Consider the following 25,927-nt stretch of genomic DNA (forward strand, 5'->3'; position numbering starts at 1 on the left):
ATCAGTGCGCCATCAACTGGTCAACGGCGTCGGGTTTATCGTGCACTCCAAAGCGGTCAACAATGGTGGCACTGGCTTCATTCAGGCCGATGATCTCCACCTCCGCACCTTCGCGACGGAACTTGATAACGGCCTTGTCCAGAGCGCCCACTGCCGTAATGTCCCAGAAGTGCGCCCGGGTCAGGTCAATCACCACATTATCCACTGCTTCCTTGAAATCAAAGGATTCCGTGAATTTTTCCGAGGAACTGAAGAACACCTGTCCGACAACGTTGTAGGTGCGGGTGTCAGTCGCTTCGTCAAAGTCGGACGTCACCAGCATGTAATGGCCCACCTTGTTGGCGAAGAACAGGGCCGCCAGAAGCACGCCTGCCAGCACGCCGAAGGCCAGGTTGTGCGTGGCGACGACGACAATAACGGTCACCACCATCACAATGTTGGTGGACAGGGGATGCTCTTTCAGGTTCTTGATCGACGCCCAACTGAAGGTACCGATGGACACCATGATCATCACGGCTACGAGGGCCGCCATTGGAATCTGTACCAGCCACTGGTCCAGCACCAGCACGAGAACCAGCAGGAATACACCCGCTGTCAGCGTGGAAAGCCGGGTTCGGCCGCCGGATTTGATGTTGATAATGGACTGGCCAATCATCGCGCAACCAGCCATGCCACCCAGCAGGCCAGAGCCAATATTGGCAACGCCCTGCCCTTTGCACTCCCGGTTACGGTCACTGGTTGTGTCCGTGAGGTCGTCCACAATGGTGGCGGTCATCATGGATTCCAGAAGGCCAACAATGGCCAGACCGACGGAGTAAGGCAGGATGATCATCAGGGTTTCAAGGTTCAGCGGCACGTCTGGCCACAGGAAAATCGGAAGCGTATCCGGCAGTTGCCCCATATCACCGACCGTGCGGATATCGATGTTGTAGACCATCGCGACGATGGTCAGCGAGACAATACAGATCAACGGCGATGGCAGTATGCGGCCGACGACCGGCACCAGTGGAAACAGGTAAATGATACCCAGTCCGGCAGCGGTCATCGCATAAACGTGCCAGGTGACATTAGTCAGTTCTGGCAACTGCGCCATAAAGATCAGGATAGCCAGCGCGTTCACAAACCCGGTCACCACGGAACGGGACACAAAGCGCATCAGGCCGCCGAGTTTCAGATAGCCAGCGCCGATCTGCAGCAACCCGGTCAGCAGCGTAGCTGCAAGCAGATACTCCAGGCCGTGCTCCTTTACAAGAGTCACCATCAACAGCGCCATAGCGCCTGTCGCGGCGGAGATCATACCGGGGCGGCCACCGACGAAGGCAATCACCACAGCAATACAGAACGAGGCATACAGACCCACTTTCGGGTCCACACCGGCGATAATGGAAAAAGCGATGGCTTCGGGAATCAACGCCAGCGCCACCACAATGCCGGCAAGCAAATCGCCGCGTATATTGGAAAGCCAGTCGGCCTTAAGCTTGTTCACCATATCGTTGGTATCCAGTCAGAGAGGACAAATTCGGGACGTAAAAACCGGTTGTAGTCCTCATGATGTGACTACCGGAGTTCAATCAGGACGTAAACCTGGGAGCACAGGACGCTAGGGCGGAGTGATCGTCGTAACTGTCGTGGGGACGTTCATTAAGGTACGTTCATAAGCTGCGAATTAAAGGCGGCGAAGCATACCAGAACGGTGCTGGAAAAGTAACCGGCGGGCCCGGAGACCGGGCCCTGTTTACGCCACCGGTCCGGACAGGCCGTTGCTGGCGAGGTGAAAGGCAATGATCGCCATCATGGAACCAATGGCGCCATCAATGAACCGCCAGGACATAGGGCTCGACAACCAGGGGGAAAGCGCCGCCCCGCCGAACGCCAGCAGGCAGAACCACATGACAGACGCACTGCTGGCGCCGGCCACAAACACCAGCGGGCTGGCCTGTTGCGCGCCGATGGCAGGGATCAGCAACAAGGTATCCAGATACACCTGGGGATTCAGCAGCGTTACCGCCAGGGTGGTCAACACCACGGTCCGCAGGCTCGAAACATCCGCTTTCCTGGCATCCAGGGCATCACGTCCTTTCGCAGCACGAGCGAAGGCCAGCAACGCCAGCCAGCTGAGGAACGCCACACCCAACCAGCGCATCACGTCCAGCGCTTCAGGCACGGCCATCAACGCGGCGTTAACGCCGAACATGCCTGCCGTGAACAGCAAGATATCCGCCGTCATGCAAATGCCGGCGCAATACCAGTGATGTTCCCGGCGAATCGCCTGCCCCAGGATGTAGGCGTTTTGAGCGCCAATCGCAATGATGATGCCGCCGCACACCAGCAGCCCTGTCAGATAACTTGTCAGCATATTTCCCTCCGAATTTGCTGGAAGCTTAAGGGGTAAGGGCTATACTTAAAAATCATAAACCTTATATCCCATGAATATTTCTTATGTTGGATTACAAGCTTCTGCAGGCACTTGCCGCGGTGATCGAGAACGGTGGGTTTGAGCGTGCCGGGGAGAACCTCGGGCTTACGCAATCCGCCGTATCACAACGCATCAAGTCACTTGAAGTACGCCTGGGCCAGCCGGTTCTGGTCCGGCACCCGGAACTGCAGGCAACGCCGGCCGGAAACAAGCTGCTGAACCACTTCCAGCAGGTACAGCTTCTGGAAAGGGACCTGCGCAAAACCATCCCCGCCCTTGCCGAGGACACCACCCGCCTGCGTATCGCTATCAACGCCGACAGCCTGGCCACCTGGTGGGCCGCTGTGGTTGGGGAGTTCTGCAGCCGGGAGGGTTTATTGCTCGATCTGGTGATTGAGGACCAGGACGTAGGCCTGAAGCGAATGCGCGATGGCGATGTAGCCGCCTGTCTGTGCAGCAGCAGCCAGCCCATTGCTGGCGGGCGTTGCGTGGCACTGGGGGAAATGACCTACATGCCGCTGGCGACCCCACAGTATGTTCGCCAGTTTTTTCCGGATGGCATCACACCAGAAGCTTTCGCCACCTCTCCGGCTATTGTATTTGGCCCCAACGACCAGCTACAGCACCGATTCATGGCCGGCTGTGGCTACCACGGCCGTTTCCCCTACCATTTGTGCCCCTCCTCCGAAGGTTTCGTCCAGCTTGCCAGGGCCGGCATGGGCTACGGCATGATTCCGCAAATCCAGGCCAGTCATTGGCTGGACAATGGGGGCCTGGTCAACCTTGCACCGGGTCATGAGCTGAAAGTGCCACTCTACTGGCACTTCTGGCGACACAGCGGGGAGTTGCTACAGCGTTTAACCACCACGCTTGAGGGTGCCATCACCCACCATTACCGCGCACGGCGAAACGTCAGGTTGTAACGGCAGGCGCCCGTCAGCGAATGCTGTGCCTGCTTGAGCGTTAGCACACCATGGTAGCGGAGCCTCGCCGGGCCGCCCCAGACCACAACATCACCATGCTCAAGGGGCACTCGCTGTGGCCGGTCACTGCGCCGGGCGCCTCCGAACTGAAACATCGCCGGCGTGCCCAGGGACACAGAAACGATCGGCTGACCGAAGTCGTCCTCGTCTTTGTCCTGGTGGAGCCCCATTTTGGCGCCAGGTGCATAGCGGTTCACCAGGCAGGCGTCCGGTTCGAACCCCGAGTAGCCCCCCGCGCTTGCTGCCTTCACCGCCAGGGACCGAAACACGGCCGGCATCAACGGCCAGGGTTCCCCCGAAAGCGGATCGGTTCGCTGATACCGGTAGCCCTGCGCATCCGTCACCCAGCCCCAGTCTCCGCAACAAGTCATCGCCACCGACATGGTGTGGCCACCGGGTGTCTGCATTTGCCGAAACTGAGCCTGTTCCGCCACGCCTGAAATCGCTTCCAGCAATCCGCTGGCCTCGGCCCGGGCAAAACGGCGAAGGACAACTGCCCCGTCGCAGAGCGGCTCAACCCAAGGCTCTGATGAAGATGACTCGAACAAATCCATGGTCATTACGCATTCACCGTATGATCAGGAAAACCGGGAGTTTAACGTCTACCCTTAGGGCAGTGCAGTCCCATGCTCTTCGCTACGCCAGACCACCGTTTAAGGATGAACCATGCGTCGGAACCGCCAGACAGCACAGGTATCGCTTGCCTTTCTGATTGCCTCTACAATCACCCTCGGCATGCTGGCACTCACCATTGTACTGGTCGGGCAAAGCTTTCGCGGCATGGAAAGTGCCAAGATAACCGCCGCCAGTGCCACGGCCCGCCAGCTTGCCGTCAGTGTGGATGACCGTATCCGCACCATCACTGGCCCGCCGTCAACCGCCCTCGCGGTCCTCAGCCATGACCCTTTGGCCGTCGCCGATACATTGCAACAACGCCTGGTCAGGCTGCCGGTTATCGCCGACATTCTAGATAGCAGCGACATCGTCAGTGCCGTTTACGCTGGCTATGACAACGGCGATTTTTTCCTGCTACGCAAGATACGCAGCTCCGGTGCCATGCAGTTTCCTGACGCACCCACCAATGCGCAATACCTGCTCCAGTCCATCACCAGGGCCGAGGATGGAAGGCCGCAACCCATGTGGCACTTCTACGATGCCAACCGCACCCTTCTTGAGCGCCGCACACCATCCGACTACCGCTTTGATCCCAGAGATCGTGGCTGGTACGAGCTCGCTAATGCCTCCGGTACGACGGAACTGACCGCGCCCTATGTTTTCTTTACCACGGGTGAAACCGGTTTGACCCTTTCCCGGCGGCAAGCCATTGCGAAGGGCATGGACAGCAACACCGTGTTTGGCATCGACGTAACTGTCACCGACCTGAGCACGCAGCTAGCCGAACTGCGGCAGACGCCCGGCACCCGCATTGCCATCGTCAATGCCGAGGGTTCCCCCCTGGCCTACACAGGGCCTGATACCACCAACAGCGGGACAACATCCACCACAGCAAAGCCACAGGGGCTGAGTGACGGAGCCATCAACGCCGTCCTGGAACGCGATGGCATGCAAGCCACGAGTGAATTGGTAAACCGCTTTACCACCGAAAACCGCGACTGGTACGGCATGACCGAGCCCCTTGATTCCCTGAATCAGGAGAATCTGAAAATTGCCGTGGCCATTCCCGCCGACGAACTATTGGCCGATGTCTGGGCGGCCCTGACCCGTCAGACTATCCTTGCAAGTGCCATTGCACTTTTATTGCTGATCATCGGCTGGTTCCTGGGCCGTCGTGTGGGCAGGCCGCTGGAATTACTGACACGCCGGGTGGGGGCACTCTCCCGTTTTCGTTTCGATACGCCCATTTCCGTTGATTCCCATATTCGCGAAGCGCGTCAACTCAGCGTCGCCCTGGACGATATGGCCAGTACGATCCGCAGCTTCCAAAGTATTGCCACCGCACTCAATCGGGGCCAGGACCTGGATAGTCTTTTGCAGGATATCCTCCAACAGATCGTGCACATTCTCGGACAGACCCGGGGCGCCATCTACCTGATGAGCCGCCAAAACAGCGAGCTCTCGCTAGCCGTGGACTGTGGCATACACCCGCCGGAGACCATCACCGGCGTCAACGCCAAGGACGACGACAACGACGTGATAAGGGCGCTCCGTAACGCCCTTTCCGGCCATCCGGTATTCGCCATTCTCAGAAACCGGCGCAAACAGTTGATTGGGGCCCTCGTTATCGAAATGGAGCATGGTGAGCACACCCACCTTAGCGACGACCTGATCGTATTCGTCGATGAGATCGCCGGCTCCGCCGCCGTTGCGATCGAAACCCGTGAACTGATTGAAAGCCAGCAGGCGTTGCTTGAGGGCATCATTCGCCTGGTTGCCAACGCCATTGATGCCAAGTCACCGTATACGGGTGGCCACTGCGACCGCGTACCAAAACTCGCCCAGATGATGGTCGATGAAGCTATCCAGAGCCCCGCAGAACCCTTTGCCAACTTCACCATGAACGACGACGAGCGCTACGAGTTCCACCTGGCAGCGTGGCTTCACGACTGTGGAAAGATCACCAGCCCCGAGCATGTGGTGGACAAGGCCGTCAAACTGGAAACGATCTACAACCGCATCCATGAGATTCGCACCCGCTTTGAAGTTCTGCATCGGGATGCGGAGATTCGGTGCCTGAAAAGGCAACTGGCTGGCGAGAGTTCTCAGCAGGCGGAAACCGACCGGGATCGGGAACAGGAAGAGCTGCAGGAAGCCTTTCGCGCAGTCGCCAACGCCAACACTGGTGGCGAATTCATGTCGGAGGACGACATAGAGCACATCCGACAGATCGGCCAACGCACCTGGGTGCGTCATTTCAGTGACAGGCTGGGATTGTCCGGCGACGAAAAGCAGGTTTTGACTGGCACACCGGAGCAGACGCCACCTGCTACAGAACCTCTGCTGGCAGACAAACCCGGCCACCTTCGTCCCTGGGGTGCGCACAAACCGCCCGTCACCAAAGACGACCCACGGAACCGGTGGGGATTCGACATGACACTTCCAGAACATGCCGTTAATCAGGGTGAGCTCCACAACCTGACCGTGGCAAAAGGAACCCTGACCCCCGAGGAACGCTTCCGGATCAACGACCACATCGTACAGACCATCTGCATGCTGGACGCCCTGCCCCTACCTGACAGACTTGCGAACGTGCCCCACCTGGCAGGCACCCACCATGAACGCATGGATGGACAAGGTTACCCCTGCCGGCTGAACGCAGACGACATGGGCATTCCCGAGCGGATCATGGCGGTGGCGGATATTTTCGAGGCGCTGACCGCCGTGGACCGCCCCTACAAGGAGGGCAAGACACTGACCGAATCCCTGACCATCATGCAGAGAATGGTGAATGACGGACACATCGACCGGGCGGTGTTCCAGTTGTTCGTCCAGACAGGTATCTACCGCCGATACGCAGAGCAACACCTGCGTCCGGAACAAATCGACGCCGTGAATGAAGAACGCTTTCTGACATGAACATTCCTCCATCGCGACGGGTTATTTTCGAATTCTTCGCCGAAACCCGTATACTTTGCGCAGTTTTAAACACTTGAAAAGGACACTGACATGTTCGGCCTGTTTATCGGCGGTTTGATCGGCTACCTGTTTGGCCGCTTTCCCGGCCTTCTGATTGGCGCTGTGGCAGGCGTACTGTTGACCCGATACATCAAGAGCCGTCTGTGGCAAAAACTGCGCAATGTGCAGACGGACTTCCTGGAATCCGTGTTTGCGGTGATGGGCGCCCTGTGTAAAGCCGATGGCGTTGTCACTCGCGATGAGATCCAGGTGGCGGAACGCCTGTTCGATCGGTTTCGTCTCTCCGGCGAACACCGGGAGCGCGCCAAGGCTGCCTTCAACCGTGGCAAGGCCAATGACTTCGACCTGGATGCGGAACTGCAACACTTCCTGCGGGTGAGTGGCCGCCAGCCCGCATTACTGCAGATGTTCCTTCAGGTACAGGTGTCTGCCGTTGCCGCCGATGGTGTGGTCCACCCGGCCGAACATGAGATGCTGGTGCGTATTGCCCGGGGGCTGGGACTGCCCGAGGCCCAGGTAGACCAGTTGGAAGCCATGTTGAGGGGCGCTCACGCCGGCCAGGCAGGTGCGTCTGGCCAACCATCGTCCGCCAGCCAGATCGACGATGCCTATAAGGTTCTCGGGGTGTCGCCCTCCGCCAGCGACGCCGAGATCAAGAAAGCCTACCGCAAACTGATGAGCGAGAATCATCCGGACAAACTGGCTGGGCGCGGCCTGCCGGAAAGCATGCGGGAAATGGCAGAAGAGCGCACCCGTGAGATCAGCCACGCCTACGACGTAATAAAGGACGCCCGCAACTAACGAAAGGCCCGGCGAGGGCCTTTACTTACATCCCCTCTACTTGTCGTGCGCCGCGATGCAATTTCCTGATATGACATATCGTCACGTTTAGGTTTTATATACAGTGGATACAGTCCCGAAAACAACACGGAGTATCTGCTTTGACCGCCCAACATCCGTTGCAACCCCACCCGCAATCAATGCACACGTTCAGTGACGATCTGCTGGGCCGGCACGACGCCACCGGGCTGGCCGAACTGATTCACAACGGCGACGTATCAGCCGGCGAAGTCCTCCAGGCTACCCTGGCCCGGGCGCGAATAGCCGAACCCTTTATCCATGGCCTGGTTACCCCCATTCCGGACGACGGTGCCGGCATGATCGCAAATAAAACTCCGGCTGCAAAAACGGTGCCTGGCATCTTTGCGGGCGTTCCCACGGTGATCAAAGACAACACCGAGGTGAAGGGATTCCCCACCTCCCATGGCACTGCGGCCATCCATTCCCACCCGGCCGACGAAACCAGCCCTTTCGCCCGTCAGTTGCTGGCCCAGGGCCTGGTGTGTTTTGGCAAAAGCACCCTGCCTGAGTTCGGCTTCAATGCAACCACCGAACCCGCCCATGACACCCCAAGCCGCAACCCCTGGCACCTTCAATATTCCACCGGTGCTTCATCAGGAGGTTCCGCGGCGCTGGTTGCCGCAGGTGTCATCCCCATCGCACACGCCAACGATGGCGGTGGCTCCATCCGCATTCCAGCCGCCTGTTGTGGGCTGGTGGGGTTGAAACCTACCCGGGGACGGCTGATCGACAACGATGCGGCTAAAACACTCCCCATCAATATCGTCAGTGATGGTGTGGTAACGCGCACGGTCAGGGATACCGCCAACTTCTATCACGGAGCGGAACGCTTTTTCCGAAACCCGAAACTCCCGGCCATAGGAAAGGTAGAGCGCCCCGCCACACGCTCACTCCGTATTGGCCTGGTGACCGACTCCATCAACGGTCACGCCACCGACAGTCAGACCCGCGCAGCCGTTGAAAATACAGCACAACTACTCGAAAAGCTTGGCCACAAGGTGGAACCGGTAGGAGTTCCCGTTGCCTCATCTTTCCCTGATGATTTTGCGCTCTATTGGGGAATGCTGGCCTTTGGTGTGCGCGCAAATGGCAAGCGGTTGATTCACCCTAGTTTTGACAAGTCACAGCTGGACGGGCTAACCCTTGGGCTGGACAAAGCCTTCCGGAGGCAGTTCTACAAATTACCGGCGGCACTCTGGCGCCTGCACCGGTCGTATCAGGACTACGCTCGCACCATGGCCAGTTACGATGCCATTCTCACTCCGGTACTGGGTCACACCACGCCCGAAATCGGCTACCTGAGCCCCACGGTCGACTTTGATACCCTGTTCGACCGCCTGACCCAATACGTCAGCTTTACGCCACTGGCCAACGCCACCGGCGCACCCGCCATTTCGCTGCCAGCCAGCCTCACTGAGCAGGGTCTGCCGGTTTCTATTCAGCTGATGGGTAAGCACGGGGGTGAGCAGACACTGCTGGAACTGGCGTTTTTGCTGGAGGAGACGATGAACTGGCCCAGGATAGACAGCCAGCCCATCAGGTCATGACAGGTTCCGCTCCCTGAACGGAGGGGGGCTCGCAGACGACGACCTGATTCCGCCCACGCCCCTTGGCCTCGTAGAGGGCCCCATCGGCCCAACTGAAGATGTCTTTGGTGGCATCCGCCTGGCTGGGACAGACGGCACACAAACCAATACTCACCGTCAGGTGCAAGACTTCATCCGACACCCGGAACCCGGTTTCCTCAATCCGGCTCCGGATTTTCTCGGCCACTCTCAGCGCCCCCTCTTTCGGGGTATCCGGCAACAGAACCACAAACTCTTCGCCGCCGTAGCGGGCAGCCAAATCCTGTGGGCGCGTGACATAGTCGCGGATACAGTTGGCCACCATCTGCAGGCAATCGTCGCCGACCAGATGACCATGTGTGTCGTTGAACTTCTTGAAATGATCGATATCCAGAAGCAGCAGTGACAATGGCTGACTAAATCGATACGCCTTCACCACCGCCGAGCTGAAGGTACGGTCAAAGTGACCACGGTTCTTGAGCCCGGTGAGCGCGTCGGTGGCACTGAGTTCGCGCAACTGATCGTTGAGCGACTCGAGGTCCCGGGTGCGCTCCTGTACTCTCTGTTCAAGTAACGTATTGGCTTCCTGTTGAATACGAAGGGACTTTTCCTGAGCCATCCTGGCTTTGCGTTCTTCAAGCAACAGGCGCTGCTGGGCCTCGAAAGCACGCTTCTTTTCCCTGTTGAGCCGGTCTGACAGCGCCATCGATAACAGAATGACGCCCATGGCGGAGCCCACCTGGGTTGCGTTCTCCGTCAGCAGGTTGCGTGGCAACACGGTGAACTTGCTCAGCGCCAGGACAATCCCTCCGAAAAGCATAAACACCCAGGCCAACGCGTAGTACCTCGCTGCGGGGTCCTTTTTCAGCCAGCGCACAATGCTGAGCACCAGCATGGTCGTGCAGCCCAGGAAAGCAAGCAGAATGGTCGGCAGGATCAAGAGTCGATACGGAACCAGCAATCCCGCCGTTGCCATCACACCAGCCATAACGACAATCCCCACCGTCAGTCTGTTGAGAAACGGGTGGTTGGCTGACGTCACATTGAGAAAGTGAAGGCTAAAGGTGCCGCCAAACAGCACGACCAGATTGAGGAACACGGTGATCGCCTGGTCATTCCACCAGGTAGCCTCCGGCCAGAGATACTGGAAAGCAACGCCATGCAGGCTCGCCAGGAACAGGGGCATGGCCGAAATGTACCCCACATAATGCAGGAAGCTCCGCTCGCCAACCGCCATATACACAAACAAGTTGTAGAGGATCATCACCAGCACAATGCCGTAGTAAATGCCCTCGAACAGGCTGCGGGCCTGCTCGGCCACGTAGAAAGCATCCTGATCCCAAAGGGTCAGGGGCACCTGCATGGAACTGGTGGTGTCCACTCGAAGATAGATGGAGAGCTCGTCGTCACGTGAAAGGGAGAGCGGGACAAGAAAATTGCGGTGGTAGATTGGGCGCTGGTAGAACGGCTGCTTATCACCCAATAACTGTCGTTTTACAAGCTCGCCATCTTCGAGCAGATAGACCTCGATATGGTCCAACACCGGATACCCGATTTCCAGGAACAGGGGAGCCGTGGCGGCCCCTGGGTTGCGAACATTTACCCGGAACCAGTAAACCTTATCACCGTATCCCAGGCTAACGCTGTCTTTTCCGTTTGACTGCCACTCCCTTTCGGGAAGCTGTCTCACGGAATCCAGGGGAACGGCGCCGGCGGGTTCCTGCCAATACTCCACATACCTGAGAAGCTCCAACCGCTTGGCATAACTGTCCCAAACCGCCGGCTCCGCTGAAACCAGAGCAGGCAGCGCAAACAGCATAATGGCGAACAGAATCTGCGTCAGACCCTTTTGCAAAGATATTCCCAGTTCAAGAGAGACAATAAATTTGTTGTTTTTTCGCTACCAGCATAAACCAGAAACCGGCATTTCGCCGCAGGCGCCTTTAAAATGACTCAATCAGACAATAAAGCCTAACTAACTGCGGTACTTCCGAACGCTGGTGACGACCCATGTCCTACTCTTATGACTTCAAAGTGGACAGTATCGGGGCCGGGTGCCAGTATGAGAAAGTCGAAAAATGAAAAATGCTGGCGCAAAGCGACCAAACGCCGCTCCTTGTCGTACACCTACTATCGTCCTCGAAACTGACAGCCAGAGACTATGCACGATACGGACACCTTCGTGACCTTTCACAAGGCACTGACGGAACTCAGCCACAGTCCGGCGTTTATCGACAAGAAGCGCCCGCAAAAACTCGCAGACCTGACGGCGCTCTGCGCGAGGCTGCTCAACGTTGACCGGGTCAGTGTCTGGCAGTTTCCGGAGGAACGTGACCGCATTGAGTCCGAGTGGCTTCATACTACGGACGCTGCCACCGGTGACAAATCCAGCCTGTACCAGTCCGGCAACCCGGAGTACTTCTCGGCCTTGGAAACCGAACGCGTGCTGTCTGTCCGGGACGCCCAGAACGATCCCCGCACCCGGGCATTCGCGCCGGGCTACCTTATACCCTTGAAGATCCTATCGATGCTTGATGCACCGGTATTTGATGGTGCCCGGCTCAGTGGCGTCATTTGCCTGGAATCAACCCATCAACGGGACTGGACCCTGCCGGAAATATCCTTCGTTATCGCTATTGCCGATACCATCAGCCTGATCAATACCCACGAAGCCTGGCTCCACTCACAACGCGCACTTGAATACGTTACCCGTTACGACTCACTGACCGGGCTATCAAACATCGAATCCCTGCGAGACCGTATCGGCCATCTCGCCGACAAAATAGAACGACGAGGGCTTGGTAGCCTGGCGCTGATATGGATTGACGTGGACCGCCTGAAATCCATCAACGATGGGCTTGGGCCTCAGGTGGGTGACAACGTTATTGCCGAAGTCGGCCGCCGCCTGAAAAAGCTCTCTGTTCCAGGCAAGGATCTACTGGCCAGGATTGGAGGCGATGAGTACGCCCTCATGGTGCGCAACCACACCATGCGGGACTCTCTGGAACTGACCGCCTCGCGTATAAGGCAGGAAATCAACAGGCCCATCCGCCTCACTGGCCACTCCATCACCGTTGGCGCAAGCCTGGGCATCTGCCACTTGCCCGGAGACTGTCAAACCACCGAAGAGCTGTTGCGTGGCGCCGAAGCCGCCATGTACAACGCCAAGCAGCGGGGCCGGGACCAGGCGTGCTTCTTTGATTCGAGCATCCAGGTAACGGCCCGTTCGCGATTCGTTCTGGAAAACGAGTTGCGGGCAGCCATCAGCAACCACACCCTGGAGGTGTTCTATCAACCCATCATGAGCGCCGCCGGGATGAAACTGGAGTCGCTGGAAGCCCTGGTACGCTGGCAACACCCGCAACGGGGTTGGCTGTCACCCATTGAATTTCTGGGGATAGCCAGAAGCGGTGGCCTGATGTATGCGTTGGGGGAGTGCGTGCTTCGCCGCGTATGCGAACACTGGCAACAGGCCCACAACCAGGGCATTACGCTGCCAGAGATTTCCGTCAACCTGGCGGCAGAGCAGGTATCGATACCGGAACTGCCCAGCCTGATCAGGGAAACCTGCCATGAATATGGCGTGCCGGTCAGCGCGTTGCATTTCGAGGTAACCGAGGATTCCATTCAAGGGGATTTCAACTCACTGAACAGTATTCTGGAAGAGCTGGTCGCCGACGGTGCAAGCCTGTCCATAGACGACTTCGGAACCGGCTATTCTTCACTGTCCCGCCTCAAGAGTCTGCCCTTCTCGCGGATCAAGATTGACCGTTCCTTCATCAGCCAACTGCCAGACGACGAGGACGACTGCGCCATTACCCTCTCGATCATTGGCCTGGCGCGAGGGCTTGGGCTCTCAGTCGTCGCTGAGGGCGTCGAAACCGAAGCCCATGAACAATGGCTTTTCCAGCGGGGCTGTGATTACCTGCAGGGTTATCGATACAGCAGGCCTCTGCCCTTTGAAGCTCTGTTGGAACAGTATTTCACTCCCTTCTAAATCACCAGTTGCTGTTCCTGATCGATAATATGAAACTTTTGTGACACCCGCCGTATCCTAGTGCATATAACAAAGAATCACGCTTTACTACGCCTGAACGAAAGCTCTAGCTAGAAACAGGCCCCCTACGTTATGAATTGGTATTCCCGAAGCATTCTCAATCGTGTGCTGAGCGTTGTCATTGCCGCAAACTTGGTCGTCATACTGGTTGCCGGCTACTACTTCAACTACTCCCTCCAGGCTAAGAACGACTATCACCGGCTGGCCAGCCAACAAATGGTCAGGGCACTGGAGGCGCAGGACATCCTCAGTGATTTCAAGACCCAGGTCCAGGAATGGAAAAACGTATTGATTCGCGGCTCGGATGCCGGTCAGCGTAAAAAGTACTGGACCCAGTTCCAGGAACAGGAAGCCCTCATCCAGAAAAAGCTGGATAGTCTTATCCCAAGGCTGGAAGATGATCAGGCCCGCGCACTGATGAGTCAGTTCCAGCGCTCCCACCAGAAGATGGGTGAAGCTTACCGGACCGGGTTCGCCGACTTTGTGGCATCAGGCTACCAGCACGGCGAAGGCGATCGGGCCGTCAGCGGCATCGATCGGGAACCATCAAGGCTGATTGAAGAAGCTTCCGCACTCATTCGTAAACAGGGTGTGGCCGAGGCCGCGGCCCTGAACGACTCCGTCACCACGAGCACCTGGCGCGTCGGTGGCCTGATGCTACTCGCAGTGTTTCTGGGAACGATCGCTTGCGTCATTGTCCTGGTTCGTTCCGTCGTCCGACCGACGCAAACACTGATTGGCCAAATGCACAAACTGGGGGAAGGTGACCTGTCTGATCCCGCGACTCTAATCCGTCAGGATGAATTGGGTCGACTGGCTGATAGCGCCCGCAAGCTACACGGCTTTCTCTCAGAAACCGGCGAATTGATGGAAGAAAATGCTCGCGAACTCGAACTCACGGGCTCAATGATCCGGGACAATGCCGGCAAAGTCTCATCCCAATCCGAACTTGCCCATCAACGGATTGACCAGATCGCAACGGCCATGAACGAGATGTCGGCAACCGCTCAGGATGTCGCACAACACGCCGCGGCAGTTGCGAACCAAGTGCAGGAAACATCCGGCCAGACGGGCGAAGCTGACAAGCAGATCCACGCCGCAGTGGACAGCATGAATCGACTCGCTGACCAGATTCAGACCTCGTCGCGAACCGTCAATCAGCTCACTTCCGACGGCAAGAAGGTTGGCGACGTAATGAAAGTCATCCGCGAAATCGCGGACCAGACCAACCTGCTGGCACTAAACGCCGCCATAGAGGCAGCCCGCGCTGGAGAGGCGGGCCGAGGGTTCGCCGTAGTCGCGGACGAAGTCAGGAATCTGGCAGCCAAGACCCAGGAAGCCACCGTGGAGATCGACCGAATCATCGACACCATAGCCACCGGGTCCAGAGACGCCTCTGAATATATGCAGGCAAGCGAGATTGTCACTCAGGAGAGCGGGCAGTCGGTGGAGGCGGTCAGGCAGACATTGGGCGAGATCAATCGCCGCATGGGCAGCGTGAATGACGCAACCACTCAAGTGGCAACGGCAGCCGAAGAGCAAACCAGCGTCAGCGAGGAAATTAATCGTAACGTGACCGAAGTTGCAGAGATATCCGAAACGATGAACCGCGCTGCGGAGGAAAACCTCACCATGGTTCCAAAGCTTGAAAGCATGGCGAAGGCGGCACGGGACTTATCAAGCCGCATTCGACGCTAATCTCCCTCCACCCGGCCCACCCGGCCAACGCGGTTTGTAAACCACACCGCTATCGGTTTACAAACCCACGTACCCGTTGGCCGGTCTTGTCACCCAAAACCAGCAGCGCCGGGGTCAGCAACAGCGTGAGCACCGTTGCAAACGCCAACCCGCCGGCAATAGCACTGGATAGCTGGGTCCACCACTGCGTGGACGGAGCACCGATGCCCAAAGACGGGGTCAGGAGATCCACATTTACCCCGAGCACCATTGGCATCAGCCCGAGTATGGTGGTGATGGCCGTCAGCAATACCGGTCGCAGGCGCAGGCATCCGGTCTCCAATGCGGCCTCGAATGCCGCCATACCGCTTTTTCGCATCTGGTTGTAGGTGTCGATCAGAATGATGTTGTTGTTCACCACGATGCCCGCCAGGGCAATGATGCCCATGCCCACCATTACGATTCCGAACGACTGCCCGTTAAGCAGCAGGCCAAGCAATACGCCCGCTGTGGAAAGCACAATGGCCGATAGAATGAGCATGGTCTGGTAGAGCGAATTGAACTGGGTCACCAGGATCAACAGCATCAGGGCAATCGCGACCAGAAACGCCGATGCCAGGAAATTCGAGGCTTGTTCCTGGTCCTCATTCTCGCCGGCAAATCGGACGGAAACACCCTCGGGCGTTTCAGGCATTTGCTGCTGCAACTCCATCAGCAGTTCGTCCGCACGGCGACCCGGCTCTATCTCGGACTTGATCGTAATGGTGCGCTGTCCGTCAACACGGGTAATGCTGCCAGTCTTGTCTCCGGGAGCCAGCTCAACAAACTCTGAGAGCGGCACCTGCCCGCGGCTGGTGTTAATCGTCTGGCGCTGGAACTGGTCCAGCTCCCGCCAATTATTAGGCACTCTCACGGCGATATCGACTTCGTCCCGCACGTCCTCAGGCCGATAGGTAGCAAGCACCAGGCCGTTGGTAATCAGTCGCACCGCACTGCCCACACTGAGCACGTCTGAGCCAAATCGGGCAGCGGCTGAGCGGTCGACGTTCAGGCGCCATTCGATGCCCGGAAGGCTGCGGTCGTCTTCGACATCCACAAAGCCATCGATGCCAGACATCCGTTCCCGGATAAGAGCCACGTGCCGCTCCAGTTGGTCGCTATTCATACTGCTGACCATAAGTTCAATGGGCTTGCCGTCCGCTGGACCGCCTTCCTGCTTACGAAACTCCAGTTCAATGCCGGGAATGTCCGCAGTGAGTGAACGGAAATCTTCCAGTATCTGTGTCGCTGGCCGGCGCTCAAACCAGTCCGTGAACTGAAACTGCAGCACACCGATGACGTCCGGCGCCATCTGGTTTCCGGGACTGACCATTGAGCGAGCATAGAGGGCTTTCACCTCCGGCATTCCCTGTAAACGTTGCTCGACCTGTCGAACGATGGCATCGCGCTCCTGCACAGACAGATCGCCTCTGGCCCTGACATGTACCTGCGCTGAATCCGGCTCCACGCTTGGGAAAAATTCAACACCATGGTTGAACTTGCCATAAGCCGCATAGATGACCACAACGACGCCAAGCACTCCAAGAAGTGTAAAACCGGGCTTTGCCAACAATCGCCCGAGAACGCCACGATAGACGTCCGTCATGCGGCCACTGATTGCTGACTGGGGAAGGCGTTTTCCGCCACTGATGCTGCCAAGGACCGGCAAAAATACGAGAGCCATGGCCAACGAGGCGGTCAGACAGATGATAACGGTGGTGGGCAAAAAGCTCATGAACTCGCCGACCACGCCCGGCCAGAACAACAGGGGGATGAATACCGCCAGCGTGGTGGCGGTTGACGCGATGATGGGCCAGGCCATGCGGCTGGCCGCCTCGCCCCATGCAGACTTTACGTTCTGGCCCTCGGAGAGGTTCCTGTCGGCAAGCTCCGATACCACGATGGCCCCATCCACCAGCATGCCAGCCACCAGTATGAGGCTAAACAGAACCACAATATTAAGGGTAAAACCCATTCCCCAGATCACCAGGATACCGGTCAGGAACGCACCGGGAATGGTAAGCCCCACCAAAAGCGCAGAACGGGGACCCATGGCGGCAATGATCAGGACGATCACCAGCACGATGGCCGTCAGCACATTGTTGAGCAGATCACTAAGGATGTCCCGGACTTCACCAGACTGGTCCATGATGTAGCGAACCTCGAGCTCGTCTGGCAGTTGCGGCCCGGCACGTTCAATCAGCGCCTTCACCTTTTCCACGGTTTCGATGATGTTGGCACCGGTCCTCTTGGAGATTTCCAGCACCAGCGCCGGCTCACCGTTGATCCTGGCGAACCCTCGCGGGTCTTTGAAGGTTCGCTGAAGCATAGCCACGTCGCCAAAGGTCACTACGGTGTCGCCGCCTACCTTGACCGGCATGGCCATAACATCCTCCACGGATTCAATAACGCCCGGAACCTTCATGGTCATGCGACCGGCACCGGTATCCAGGCTTCCGGCAGCAACCAATTGATTGTTGCGAGTGACCAACGTCGCCAACTGATCAAAGTCGACGCCATAGCTTTCAAGCACCTGGGGATCGACAACGATCTCCAGGAGGTCTTCCCTGTCACCACCAATGTCCACTTCCAGCACTTCCGGAATGCCTTCGATGGCATCCTGCAAACGCCGGGCAATAGTGACCAGCTCGCGTTCGGAAAGAGGCCCGGAGAGGCCAACCGACATGACCGGAAACAGCGCCACGTTAATTTCATTGACCCTTGGTTCGTCAGCTTCCTGAGGCAGCCTGCTGCGGGCGGTATCAACCTTTTCCCTCACATCCTGAAGCGCGATGTCCGGATCAAACCCGGCGTCGAATTCCAGCATCACCGAGGCGTGACCCTCGGAAGCCGTACCACGCATTTCCTTGACGCCCTCGAGGGAACGCAATTCCTGCTCCATGGGCCGGATAAGCAAGCGCTCACCGTCTTCCGGGCTGATTCCCTCCAGTGTCATTGACACATAGATCATGGGAATGGTGATGTCCGGGTTCGCTTCTTTGGGGATGGTCTGAAAAGCCGCAACACCACCCAGGATCAGGAAAGCCAGTGTCAGCAGTGTGGTCCGGCTGCGGTCGAGAGCGGCGAAAATCAAGGTTCGCATATCGGTTAGCCCCGGTCCGAATCACGATCAACCGGGCGTACCTGCTGCCCGATGGATACAAAACCCGCGCCCCGGGTAATCAACCGAATTTCATCCGGCAGGCCAGTGACCCAGGCGCCATCCGTGGTGACGTTCAGGAGTTTGACCGTGGTAAACACCACTTCGTTATTGTCGCCCACATAGCGAACACCGGGCCGGCCATCATCCCCAAGACTGAGATAGGCCGGCGAAATGAACATCGCCTCCACTTCCGGCAGCGCAATGCGCAGCGTGGCACTACCGCCGGCAACCCGCTTACGTTCCGGGTTGTCTATGGACACCTCCACCGGGAAGCTACGGGTGTCCGGGTCTGCGGCACTGGCCACGAAATTCACCACGCCTTCCAGGCTGTCGCCATCCAACGTGCGAATGGTTACGGCCTGCCCTTCTTCGACGGCGCTCACTGACTGCTGCGGGATTTGCCCCGTCGCTTTCAGCCGATCAACGCGCACCAGCTCCAACAGTGGTGACCCGACCTGGACCAGATCACCAAGGTCGACATCCCGTCGATTCACCGTTCCATCAAAAGGCGCTCGTGGCTCCAGGTTGTCAACAGCAAGACGTGCCTGAGTGAGCTCAGCTCCCGCCGCAGACAGATCACTTTGCAGGGTCAACACTTCGGATTCGGAGGTGAGATTCCGGGATCGGAGCTTCTGGGCAGCCGATAAATCGGCTTCCAATTTGCGAATGCGCGACTGCCATTGTTCTACCGAGGTACGTCGCCCATCCTCGGAGAGTCGAAGCAGGACATCCCCCGCCTCAACCTGGTCACCCTGCTCCACCATCAGCTCTTCTACCGTGCCGGCTACCCGAGCGCCAACTGACACGGTTCGCCAGGGCTCCAACTGCCCCTGCAGCATTAACCCGGGCTCGTAAAGCCTTGTACGCAACACATCCACCTGGACGGAGGGCGCGCTGACCGACTCCTCAGGTGTGTCCTCTGGCGCCTCGTCCCGCGCTTCCTTGACGTCACCGGTTGCCATCCATACCACCAATAAAGCCAGTACCAGAAAGGACAATCCGATAGATCCCAGTTTTGCTTTGGTCATTGATCGCTCGCAGTTAAATTCGGGTGATGTCGGTTTACAGTCCAGGCAGTCGTTTTAGAAACTGTCAGAAAACGGTTGCATCCGGTTGTTTTCGTGGGGTAGATTCTACACATAAACTTCTCTCAGATTCAGAGCAGATACTGATTTTATGAATCTCAACGCAGTGGTTGTCCTTGTGAAGCTAGTCCTGGTGGTCGTGGTACCGTCCGGGGGCTTCTGCGTGGACAAGCGGGTGAGATAGAAACAGACTCGACAAACACACGAAAGCCCCCGGCACCGAAAGGTCCCGGGGGCTTTTTTTTGCATCAGGAAAAAGGAATAACAACCATGAACGGCGCACAGCACATTCTTGACGCGTTCCACCGCCACAGCATCAGCACGGTTTTCGGGTATCCGGGCGGCTGCATCATGCCGCTATACGATGCGCTGGTGGACGATGTCGGTGTGGAACACGTGCTGTGCCGCCACGAACAGGCCTGCGCCCTGGCCGCCGACGGTTACGCCCGCGCAAGCGGTAAGCTCGGTGTATGTATTGCCACCTCAGGCCCCGGCGCCACCAACCTGATCACCGGCGTTGCCAACGCTCACCGGGACTCCATCCCCATGCTGGTCATCACCGGCCAGGTGCCCTCGGGATTGATCGGTACCGACGCCTTCCAGGAAACCGACGTATTGGGCATGACGCTGGGCATCGTTAAACACAGCTATCTGGTTGACGACGCAGACAGCCTGCCCGCGATCATGGAAGAGGCGATGGAACTGGCTCAAAGTGGGCGGCCGGGGCCGGTGTGGATTGATATACCCAAGGACCTGCTGCTGGCTGATGTCAGCGATGCTCCCTTCCCCCGGTCCGAGCCACGGGAGATCAGCTTCCCAGACCTGGCCGAAGCGCTCACGATGCTGCGGGCGGCCCGCAAACCCATACTCTACAGCGGTGGTGGCATCAGCCTGGCACACGCTGAAGATCGCTTTCGCACGTTTGCTGAATCCGCCGCTCTGCCAGCGGTGGTAACGCTCAAAGGTATCGGCAACCCGGGAAAACACAACCCTTACAACCTGGGCATGCTGGGCATGCACGGCTCCCGGGCGGCCAATAAAGCCGTGGATGAATGCGACCTGTTGCTGGTTATCGGTGCCCGCCTGGATGACCGCGCCACCGGCAGCCTGGATGGCTTCGCCCCCAATGCAAAGATGATTCACATTGACGCCGACGCCGCCGAGATCAACAAACTGCGCCCGACCGAGCTGGCTATTCGGGGGGACCTGAATGACATTCTCGAAACACTGACCAACGCCTTACAGGACAAGCCGCTGGACATTGGCGACTGGCAGAAACAGTGCCGAACCTGGTACACCACCGGCGGCTTCCATGCCGCCGACAACGAAGAACCTTTGGCGCCGATCACCGGCCCGGCCTTTGTTCGCCAGCTCTCCCGAATTGCCCCGGATGATACCGTTATCGCCTGTGACGTCGGCCAGCACCAGATGTGGGTAGCCCAGCACTACGACTTTGACCACCCTCGCCACCACCTCACCAGTGGCGGCCTGGGCACCATGGGCTTTGGCCTGCCCGCTGCCATCGGTGCCCAGTTTTCCGACCGCAATAGTACGGTGATCAACGTGACGGGCGATGGCTCGTTCATGATGAACGCCCAGGAACTGGCCACTATCCGCCGCTATAACCTGCCGGTAAAACTGATCGTCATGGACAACCAGTGCCTGGGCATGGTGCGCCAGCAACAGGAACTGTTCTACGGCAATCGTGAAAGCCAGATCAACCTGGACGACAACCCGGACTTCGTCGCCATGGCCCGCGCCTTCGACATCCCGGCGTTGCACATCAGCCGCACTGACCAGATCCGTCGTGGCATTGAGACCATCCTGGCCTACAACGGCCCGATGCTTTTGCACGTAGCCATCAGCCGTGAGGAGAACGTCTGGCCCATCGTCAAACCCGGCGCCAGCAACCGCGAAATGATCGACGAAACCCGACGCACCAACAAAAAGGAACACGTTGCATGAAACCGCAAAGCCAGTCCTCAACGCCGAGCTATAAAATCAGCTGCCGCATGTCGCAGGAAGCGGCCGCCCTGGAGCGTCTTTGCCAGGTGGTCCGTATTCGCGGTTTCCGGATTGCAACAATGGCGGTGGAATCCGCCGGGGAGAATTTCGATATCACCCTGACCCTGGAGGGAACCCGGCCGATTGCCATGCTCCAGTCGCAATTGGAGAAGTTGCATACAGTGGCGGAGGTTGCCCTTGGTCAGGTTTCGGGGGTTCGGGTTCAGACTGCCTGACGCTTTGGGAGTTGCTTTCTCTTTCGTAGCCTGATGGTTTTGGGGGCGGGCTTGCGAAGGCCTTCTCGACCTGGATATTCCTGAGCTGCACGTCGATAGGGGGGTGGGGGTATTTTTTCTGGCAAGGAAAAAGATGTCTGAGCGAAGCGAGTTCTTTTTCCAGAAGAAAAAATACCCCCACCCCCCGTATCCGCCCGCAAAACCTCAGGCTACAAAAGAATGTGAGTAAGCCCCCCACAGTCAACCATCGGATCATCGCAGTTCACGATGATATCCGCCCGGTTAAGAACGTAGCTCTTGCCGGTGATGGTATTCTCGACCACCTGGTGCTTCCCTTCCTGGCGCACACCTGTGAACTCACCGATAAACCCGGTTTCACGCAGGGAGACGGTTTCCAGGCGGTCGCCCGGGCTGATTTTGCCCTCGTAGTTCATTAACGCAAGCCGTGCTGAAGTACCCGTGCCGGTGGTGCTGCGGCAGATGACGCCGGGATGCACATAAGTGGCCGACCGGGAGCGATACGAATGATCCGACAATTGTTCAACCGGCCCCATGAAATGGAGGAAGGGCAAGGGTCCGACATCACCCAGCGTGTAGTGGGAGAAGCCGCGTTCTGCCTGGATGGCCTCTACGATCTGATAGGCGCATTCGCTGAGTTTGCGTTCTTCATCCAGGGTCAGGGAAAACCCAAGGCTCGTCGCGTCCACCAGGGCGTAGAAACCACCACTGTAGGCCACGCTGTAGGATACGTCACCGATCGAGGGCACGTGGATGCTGGCCTGGTAGGTGTCGATGTAACTGGGCAGCCCGCCGCAGGTAATGGCTTCTACAACACCGTCCCGAACAAGGGCGTCAATGTGGACCAGGCCCGCTGGCGCTTCCAGAGCGAAACTCTGCCACCCTTCCCGCTTGGCGACAATGCCACTCTCCAGAACGGCCGTGGCGGTACAGATGGTGTTGGAACCGGAGTAAATCGGATATCCCATCACTTCCATGATGATATAACCGGCGACTGCCTCGGGGTCTGTGGGCGGCACCAGCAGGTCCACGGACATTTCCGGGATGCCGTAGGGCTCTTCCAGTAGTAGAGTGCGAAGGCCATCTGCCTTGTCCCGCAGGTATTCCATCTGGGCGCGCACGGTGTCCCCCGGAAGCGGGCAGATCCCGCCAGTTACTATCCGGCTCACATCCCCGCCGGCGTGGGTGTCCATCAGTTGCAGTTTGAGTTCGGGACGCATTAGGACTTCTCCAGGGCAAACGGGGCGCCATGCTCGGCCCATTGGGCATCCGGGACGATTACGATTTTGCCCAGGTAGTTGCTGTTGCGGTTGACGAAGTAGCGTTCGGCTTCGTGCAACTCTGACAGTCTGAAAGCGGCGTGCAGCACCGGCTTCAGTTGGCCGCTGCGAATCCAGGCCACCAGTTGTTCGGCTTCCTCCCGGGTGCCGTGTGACACGCCGAACACCTGCACCTGATACAGGTAAATCCGTGTCCACATGATTTCACTGACGTTTCCGGCGCTGGCGCCAGCGATGCTGAGCCTTGGGTAATCATTGCGGCTGTTCATGTCGAAGATCATGGTGTCGATAAACTGATCGGTCATCTCGCCACCGGCCAGGTCCATCACGGCGTCTATCGGCCGCCCCCCAGTGACGGACCGCACCTGATCCGTGAAGTTGTCCATGTCGGAACGGTCCAGCACGGCTTCGGCGCCCAGCTTGAGCAGAGGGTCGGCCTTATCACGCTGGCTCAGCGCATAGGGAATCGCCCCCATGATGCGGCAAAGCTGGATAAGGGCGGTGCCAACACCACCACTGGCACCGGTCACAAGGATGTGCTCGCCCGCTTTTACCCGTGCGGATGTGAGCATGTGCAAGGCGGTCTGATAGGAGCACATGCCCATAGCGGCAAGTTCGGCATCGGCCAGGCCGGCATTCTCGACATGGTGAAACTGGTCGGAAGGCACAGCAATATATTCCGCGAACCCACCATCGGCGCCGTGGCCGTAGTAGTCCGGGGTCAGGTTGATATCCCGGCGCTCGTCCGCGTAGAGGTTAAAGTCCAGCAGGCCTCGTTGGCCGATCCGCGTATCCTCAACACCCTGCCCCACGGCGACGATACGCCCAACAACGTCCGCGCCTTGAACTCTTGGGAACGTCAGCGTGGCTGAGCCTCCCATCTGGAAGGAGGTTACGTCGCCTTTATCCTTGGTGGGGTAAAGACCCTCCCGGGCTTTGCGGTCGGTGTTGTTCTTGGCGGTGGCGGTGACCTGGACGAGCACCTCTCCCGCACCAGGGGTGGGGATGGGCACGTCTTCGGTGTATTCCAGTTTCTCGACGCCACCGTGGCCGGTGAGCAGCATGGCTTTCATGGTCTTCTGGATCATGGGCGTTCTGCTCCTGCTTTGCTGGATATCAGGTCAGGATAGGCCAGATTCCCAGCAGTGTCAGGGCCCCCTGGCCGCTTTTACCGGGCAATAACCTTGTAAATCGGCCGCAGTTTCGGGATTTGTTTGAGGACCACCTGAATGATGGTCATCAGGGGGACCGCCAGCAACACGCCAACCGGGCCCCACAACCAGCCCCAGAAGAAGATGGACACGAAGATGACGACGGGATTGATCGCCATGCGGAAACCGTGGATCCAGGGCTCTATGAAAAACCCGACGGTAGAGGTAAGAGCCAAATAGCCGAGCGGGGCAATGGCCATCATCCAGAGCGTGTCGAGGCTGGTGGCGGACACGACTGCCAGCAGGATGATGGTCAGAATGACACCAAGGTACGGGATGAATCTGGCCAAGCCGGCAACGAGCCCCCAGACGGCTGGGTCCGGAAGACCCACTGCCCAGCAGATGAGCCCGGTGGTGATGCCAACCAGCAGGTTACTGAGACTGAGTACCGCCAGATACTGGGCGATCTGTTGCTGGGAATCGCGGGCAATCTGGAGCACGTTGCGGCGCTGTCGCTTCGGGAGTTGTCGCACAAAGTTGAGGATGATGCGGTCACCACCCACGAGCAGGAAATAGGTCAGGGCCAGCGCAAGTGCGAGGCCGGCTGCACCGTTGCGCGCCTTGGTTAATAGCTGGTTGCGCCACGAGTCGGTTTTAAGCACGACAGTGTTGGTTGTGGTCTTCTCGTCTTTGGATAGTTCGTCCATCGACTCTTCCACTTTCTTTGCCGATTCGTTGACCTTATCAATCTGGCTTTTTATGCCGCTCTCACCCATGAGCAGTCGAGAGATACCCTGTGGTGCCTGCTGTGCCCACTCCAGCGCAGGCGTTGCAACGGCTGCCCCAACACCCGCCAGACCAGCGATCACCACGATCATCAATACCAGAGAGCTCAACACCCTTGGAATCCCGGCTTTGTCATAGGCTTTTTTGACAAGGGGAAACAGCAAAAGGCTGGTCAGGACCGCCAGGACAATTGGCAGGACAATCTGGTGGGCGACGTAGAGGGTATAGAGTATCCCGAGCGCAAAGATGCCATTCAGTGGTGTCGCGAGATCTGAGCGTGCGGGTTGTTCGTTATCGTTGTTCATGCGGGTCCATGCACCTTGTCGGGCTGTATTGGGGGTATGATAACTGATGCACCACGAGGCTCAGTGTACCTGTCGCTCGGCTGTCATTCAGCCCTTTTGGGCCAACGCTCGGTCATTGCCACCACGTCACTTTTGTTGTAACACATAACCGGATACCCTGATGAAAACCGTCTCTGAAGAGTTCATACATGGCGAACTACAAGATTGAAATTGACGAAACCTTTGATGTGCCGCGCAACCGTGTGTTTGCACTGTTTGCGGATCATGAGCGCTTCGGGAAGCTGTTGGGAGCACCAGTGAAGCGCATTCGCGACAGCGACCAGGCCGACCCCAACGGCCTTGGGTCCATCCGCAAGATCGGCATCGGCCCCATCGGCCTTGAAGAGACCGTCATTACCTTCGAGCCGGGGTTGCTTATTGAGTACACCATTTCCAGCATGAGCCCCATCCGCAACCATATCGGTCGCATCCGCTTCGACGATGCCGCCAATGGCAGGACTCGCGTCCAGTACACCATTTCCTTTGACGACATCGTGCCGTTCACCGGCAAACTGGTCAGCTCCGCTCTTGATCAGGGGATCCGTAAGGGCATCCGCAGGGTGCCCAAGTTGGCGTAAGCAACTGAAGAACTCGTTGCTGGGCGGGGGTATTGTGGCAGGTTGATAATGATCAATCTTCGGTTGCGGCACGCTCCCGCCAGTGGCGGG

18 protein-coding genes are annotated in these 25,927 nt (G+C 58.1%); 9 read left to right on the plus strand and 9 right to left on the minus strand.

What is annotated here, in order from left to right; translation table 11 throughout:
* Position 1 precedes the first annotated feature (1 nt).
* Positions 2-1,489, minus strand: coding sequence for a SulP family inorganic anion transporter (locus B3M52_RS11600; protein WP_036204539.1), 1,488 nt, complete (start codon positions 1,487-1,489; stop codon positions 2-4).
* A 246-nt stretch (positions 1,490-1,735) separates the two neighbouring features.
* Complete coding sequence (locus tag B3M52_RS11605) at positions 1,736-2,356, minus strand: LysE/ArgO family amino acid transporter (protein ID WP_007151886.1); 621 nt, start codon at positions 2,354-2,356, stop codon at positions 1,736-1,738.
* Positions 2,357-2,439: 83 nt separating this feature from the next.
* Here B3M52_RS11605 and B3M52_RS11610 point away from each other — a divergent pair, with 83 nt between their 5' ends.
* Positions 2,440-3,339, plus strand: a complete 900-nt coding sequence (locus tag B3M52_RS11610; RefSeq protein ID WP_075195846.1) for a LysR family transcriptional regulator ArgP — start codon at positions 2,440-2,442, stop codon at positions 3,337-3,339.
* Here the strand turns inward: B3M52_RS11610 and alkB are convergent.
* Positions 3,309-3,959, minus strand: a complete 651-nt coding sequence (alkB, locus tag B3M52_RS11615; protein ID WP_075195847.1) for a DNA oxidative demethylase AlkB — start codon at positions 3,957-3,959, stop codon at positions 3,309-3,311. The genes B3M52_RS11610 and alkB overlap by 31 nt on opposite strands.
* Before the next feature lie 106 nt (positions 3,960-4,065).
* Here alkB and B3M52_RS11620 point away from each other — a divergent pair, with 106 nt between their 5' ends.
* From B3M52_RS11620 to B3M52_RS11630, 3 genes are all read left to right on the plus strand, one after another.
* Entirely contained in the window at positions 4,066-6,933 is a 2,868-nt protein-coding gene (locus B3M52_RS11620) for an HD domain-containing phosphohydrolase (protein WP_075195848.1), read from the plus strand.
* A 90-nt stretch (positions 6,934-7,023) separates the two neighbouring features.
* A complete protein-coding gene (djlA, locus tag B3M52_RS11625) occupies positions 7,024-7,794 on the plus strand; it encodes a co-chaperone DjlA (protein ID WP_036204533.1) in 771 nt (256 codons plus the stop codon).
* 140 nt (positions 7,795-7,934) lie between these two features.
* Positions 7,935-9,401, plus strand: a complete 1,467-nt coding sequence (locus B3M52_RS11630; RefSeq protein WP_227662311.1) for an amidase — start codon at positions 7,935-7,937, stop codon at positions 9,399-9,401.
* On the opposite strand, the gene B3M52_RS11635 is transcribed toward B3M52_RS11630, so the two are convergent.
* Positions 9,391-11,274, minus strand: coding sequence for a sensor domain-containing diguanylate cyclase (locus tag B3M52_RS11635; protein ID WP_226909902.1), 1,884 nt, complete (start codon positions 11,272-11,274; stop codon positions 9,391-9,393). The two genes, B3M52_RS11630 and B3M52_RS11635, sit on opposite strands and share 11 nt — an antisense overlap.
* 306 nt (positions 11,275-11,580) lie before the next feature.
* Between B3M52_RS11635 and B3M52_RS11640 the strand changes: the two genes are divergently transcribed.
* Positions 11,581-13,416: a putative bifunctional diguanylate cyclase/phosphodiesterase gene (locus B3M52_RS11640; protein ID WP_075195850.1), complete on the plus strand. Its 1,836-nt coding sequence runs from the start codon at positions 11,581-11,583 to the stop codon at positions 13,414-13,416.
* A 132-nt stretch (positions 13,417-13,548) separates the two neighbouring features.
* Positions 13,549-15,174: a methyl-accepting chemotaxis protein gene (locus B3M52_RS11645; RefSeq protein ID WP_075195851.1), complete on the plus strand. Its 1,626-nt coding sequence runs from the start codon at positions 13,549-13,551 to the stop codon at positions 15,172-15,174.
* Positions 15,175-15,223: 49 nt separating this feature from the next.
* Here B3M52_RS11645 and B3M52_RS11650 read toward each other — a convergent pair whose 3' ends face one another.
* Both B3M52_RS11650 and B3M52_RS11655 read right to left on the minus strand, forming a co-directional pair.
* Positions 15,224-18,295 (minus strand): efflux RND transporter permease subunit, encoded by a 3,072-nt coding sequence (locus B3M52_RS11650; RefSeq protein ID WP_075195852.1) that lies wholly within the window; start codon positions 18,293-18,295, stop codon positions 15,224-15,226.
* A gap of 5 nt (positions 18,296-18,300) precedes the next feature.
* Positions 18,301-19,383: an efflux RND transporter periplasmic adaptor subunit gene (locus B3M52_RS11655; protein WP_075195853.1), complete on the minus strand. Its 1,083-nt coding sequence runs from the start codon at positions 19,381-19,383 to the stop codon at positions 18,301-18,303.
* A gap of 327 nt (positions 19,384-19,710) precedes the next feature.
* Between B3M52_RS11655 and ilvG the strand changes: the two genes are divergently transcribed.
* Both ilvG and B3M52_RS11665 read left to right on the plus strand, forming a co-directional pair.
* Positions 19,711-21,405, plus strand: coding sequence for an acetolactate synthase 2 catalytic subunit (ilvG, locus tag B3M52_RS11660; protein ID WP_041334682.1), 1,695 nt, complete (start codon positions 19,711-19,713; stop codon positions 21,403-21,405).
* A complete protein-coding gene (locus B3M52_RS11665; RefSeq protein WP_075195854.1) occupies positions 21,402-21,680 on the plus strand; it encodes an ACT domain-containing protein in 279 nt (92 codons plus the stop codon). Before ilvG ends, B3M52_RS11665 begins: the two co-directional genes overlap by 4 nt.
* A gap of 209 nt (positions 21,681-21,889) precedes the next feature.
* Here B3M52_RS11665 and B3M52_RS11670 read toward each other — a convergent pair whose 3' ends face one another.
* The 3 genes from B3M52_RS11670 to B3M52_RS11680 all read right to left on the minus strand — a co-directional run bounded on the left by B3M52_RS11670 (position 21,890) and on the right by B3M52_RS11680 (position 25,220).
* Positions 21,890-22,918 carry a proline racemase family protein gene (locus B3M52_RS11670; RefSeq protein WP_075195855.1) on the minus strand — a complete coding sequence of 343 codons (1,029 nt, stop codon included), beginning with the start codon at positions 22,916-22,918 and terminating at the stop codon, positions 21,890-21,892.
* Entirely contained in the window at positions 22,918-24,066 is a 1,149-nt protein-coding gene (locus tag B3M52_RS11675) for a zinc-binding dehydrogenase (RefSeq protein ID WP_075195856.1), read from the minus strand. Before B3M52_RS11675 ends, B3M52_RS11670 begins: the two co-directional genes overlap by 1 nt.
* An 80-nt stretch (positions 24,067-24,146) precedes the next feature.
* Entirely contained in the window at positions 24,147-25,220 is a 1,074-nt protein-coding gene (locus tag B3M52_RS11680; protein WP_075195857.1) for an AI-2E family transporter, read from the minus strand.
* A 188-nt stretch (positions 25,221-25,408) separates the two neighbouring features.
* On the opposite strand from B3M52_RS11680, the gene B3M52_RS11685 reads away from it, so the two are divergent.
* Positions 25,409-25,837 (plus strand): SRPBCC family protein, encoded by a 429-nt coding sequence (locus tag B3M52_RS11685; RefSeq protein WP_075195858.1) that lies wholly within the window; start codon positions 25,409-25,411, stop codon positions 25,835-25,837.
* Positions 25,838-25,927: the final 90 nt, after the last annotated feature.

The organism is Marinobacter sp. UBA2688, assembly GCF_002352785.1.
GTDB lineage: Bacteria > Pseudomonadota > Gammaproteobacteria > Pseudomonadales > Oleiphilaceae > Marinobacter > Marinobacter salarius.

Coding starts and splice junctions, on each gene's coding strand:
- B3M52_RS11600 (WP_036204539.1), bottom strand. CDS start 1,489: ATGGTGAACAAGCTTAAGGCCGACTGGCTTTCCAATATACGCGGCGAT.
- B3M52_RS11605 (WP_007151886.1), bottom strand. CDS start 2,356: ATGCTGACAAGTTATCTGACAGGGCTGCTGGTGTGCGGCGGCATCATC.
- B3M52_RS11610 (WP_075195846.1), top strand. CDS start 2,440: ATGTTGGATTACAAGCTTCTGCAGGCACTTGCCGCGGTGATCGAGAAC.
- alkB (WP_075195847.1), bottom strand. CDS start 3,959: ATGACCATGGATTTGTTCGAGTCATCTTCATCAGAGCCTTGGGTTGAG.
- B3M52_RS11620 (WP_075195848.1), top strand. CDS start 4,066: ATGCGTCGGAACCGCCAGACAGCACAGGTATCGCTTGCCTTTCTGATT.
- djlA (WP_036204533.1), top strand. CDS start 7,024: ATGTTCGGCCTGTTTATCGGCGGTTTGATCGGCTACCTGTTTGGCCGC.
- B3M52_RS11640 (WP_075195850.1), top strand. CDS start 11,581: ATGCACGATACGGACACCTTCGTGACCTTTCACAAGGCACTGACGGAA.
- B3M52_RS11645 (WP_075195851.1), top strand. CDS start 13,549: ATGAATTGGTATTCCCGAAGCATTCTCAATCGTGTGCTGAGCGTTGTC.
- B3M52_RS11650 (WP_075195852.1), bottom strand. CDS start 18,295: ATGCGAACCTTGATTTTCGCCGCTCTCGACCGCAGCCGGACCACACTG.
- B3M52_RS11655 (WP_075195853.1), bottom strand. CDS start 19,383: ATGACCAAAGCAAAACTGGGATCTATCGGATTGTCCTTTCTGGTACTG.
- ilvG (WP_041334682.1), top strand. CDS start 19,711: ATGAACGGCGCACAGCACATTCTTGACGCGTTCCACCGCCACAGCATC.
- B3M52_RS11665 (WP_075195854.1), top strand. CDS start 21,402: ATGAAACCGCAAAGCCAGTCCTCAACGCCGAGCTATAAAATCAGCTGC.
- B3M52_RS11670 (WP_075195855.1), bottom strand. CDS start 22,918: ATGCGTCCCGAACTCAAACTGCAACTGATGGACACCCACGCCGGCGGG.
- B3M52_RS11675 (WP_075195856.1), bottom strand. CDS start 24,066: ATGATCCAGAAGACCATGAAAGCCATGCTGCTCACCGGCCACGGTGGC.
- B3M52_RS11680 (WP_075195857.1), bottom strand. CDS start 25,220: ATGAACAACGATAACGAACAACCCGCACGCTCAGATCTCGCGACACCA.
- B3M52_RS11685 (WP_075195858.1), top strand. CDS start 25,409: ATGGCGAACTACAAGATTGAAATTGACGAAACCTTTGATGTGCCGCGC.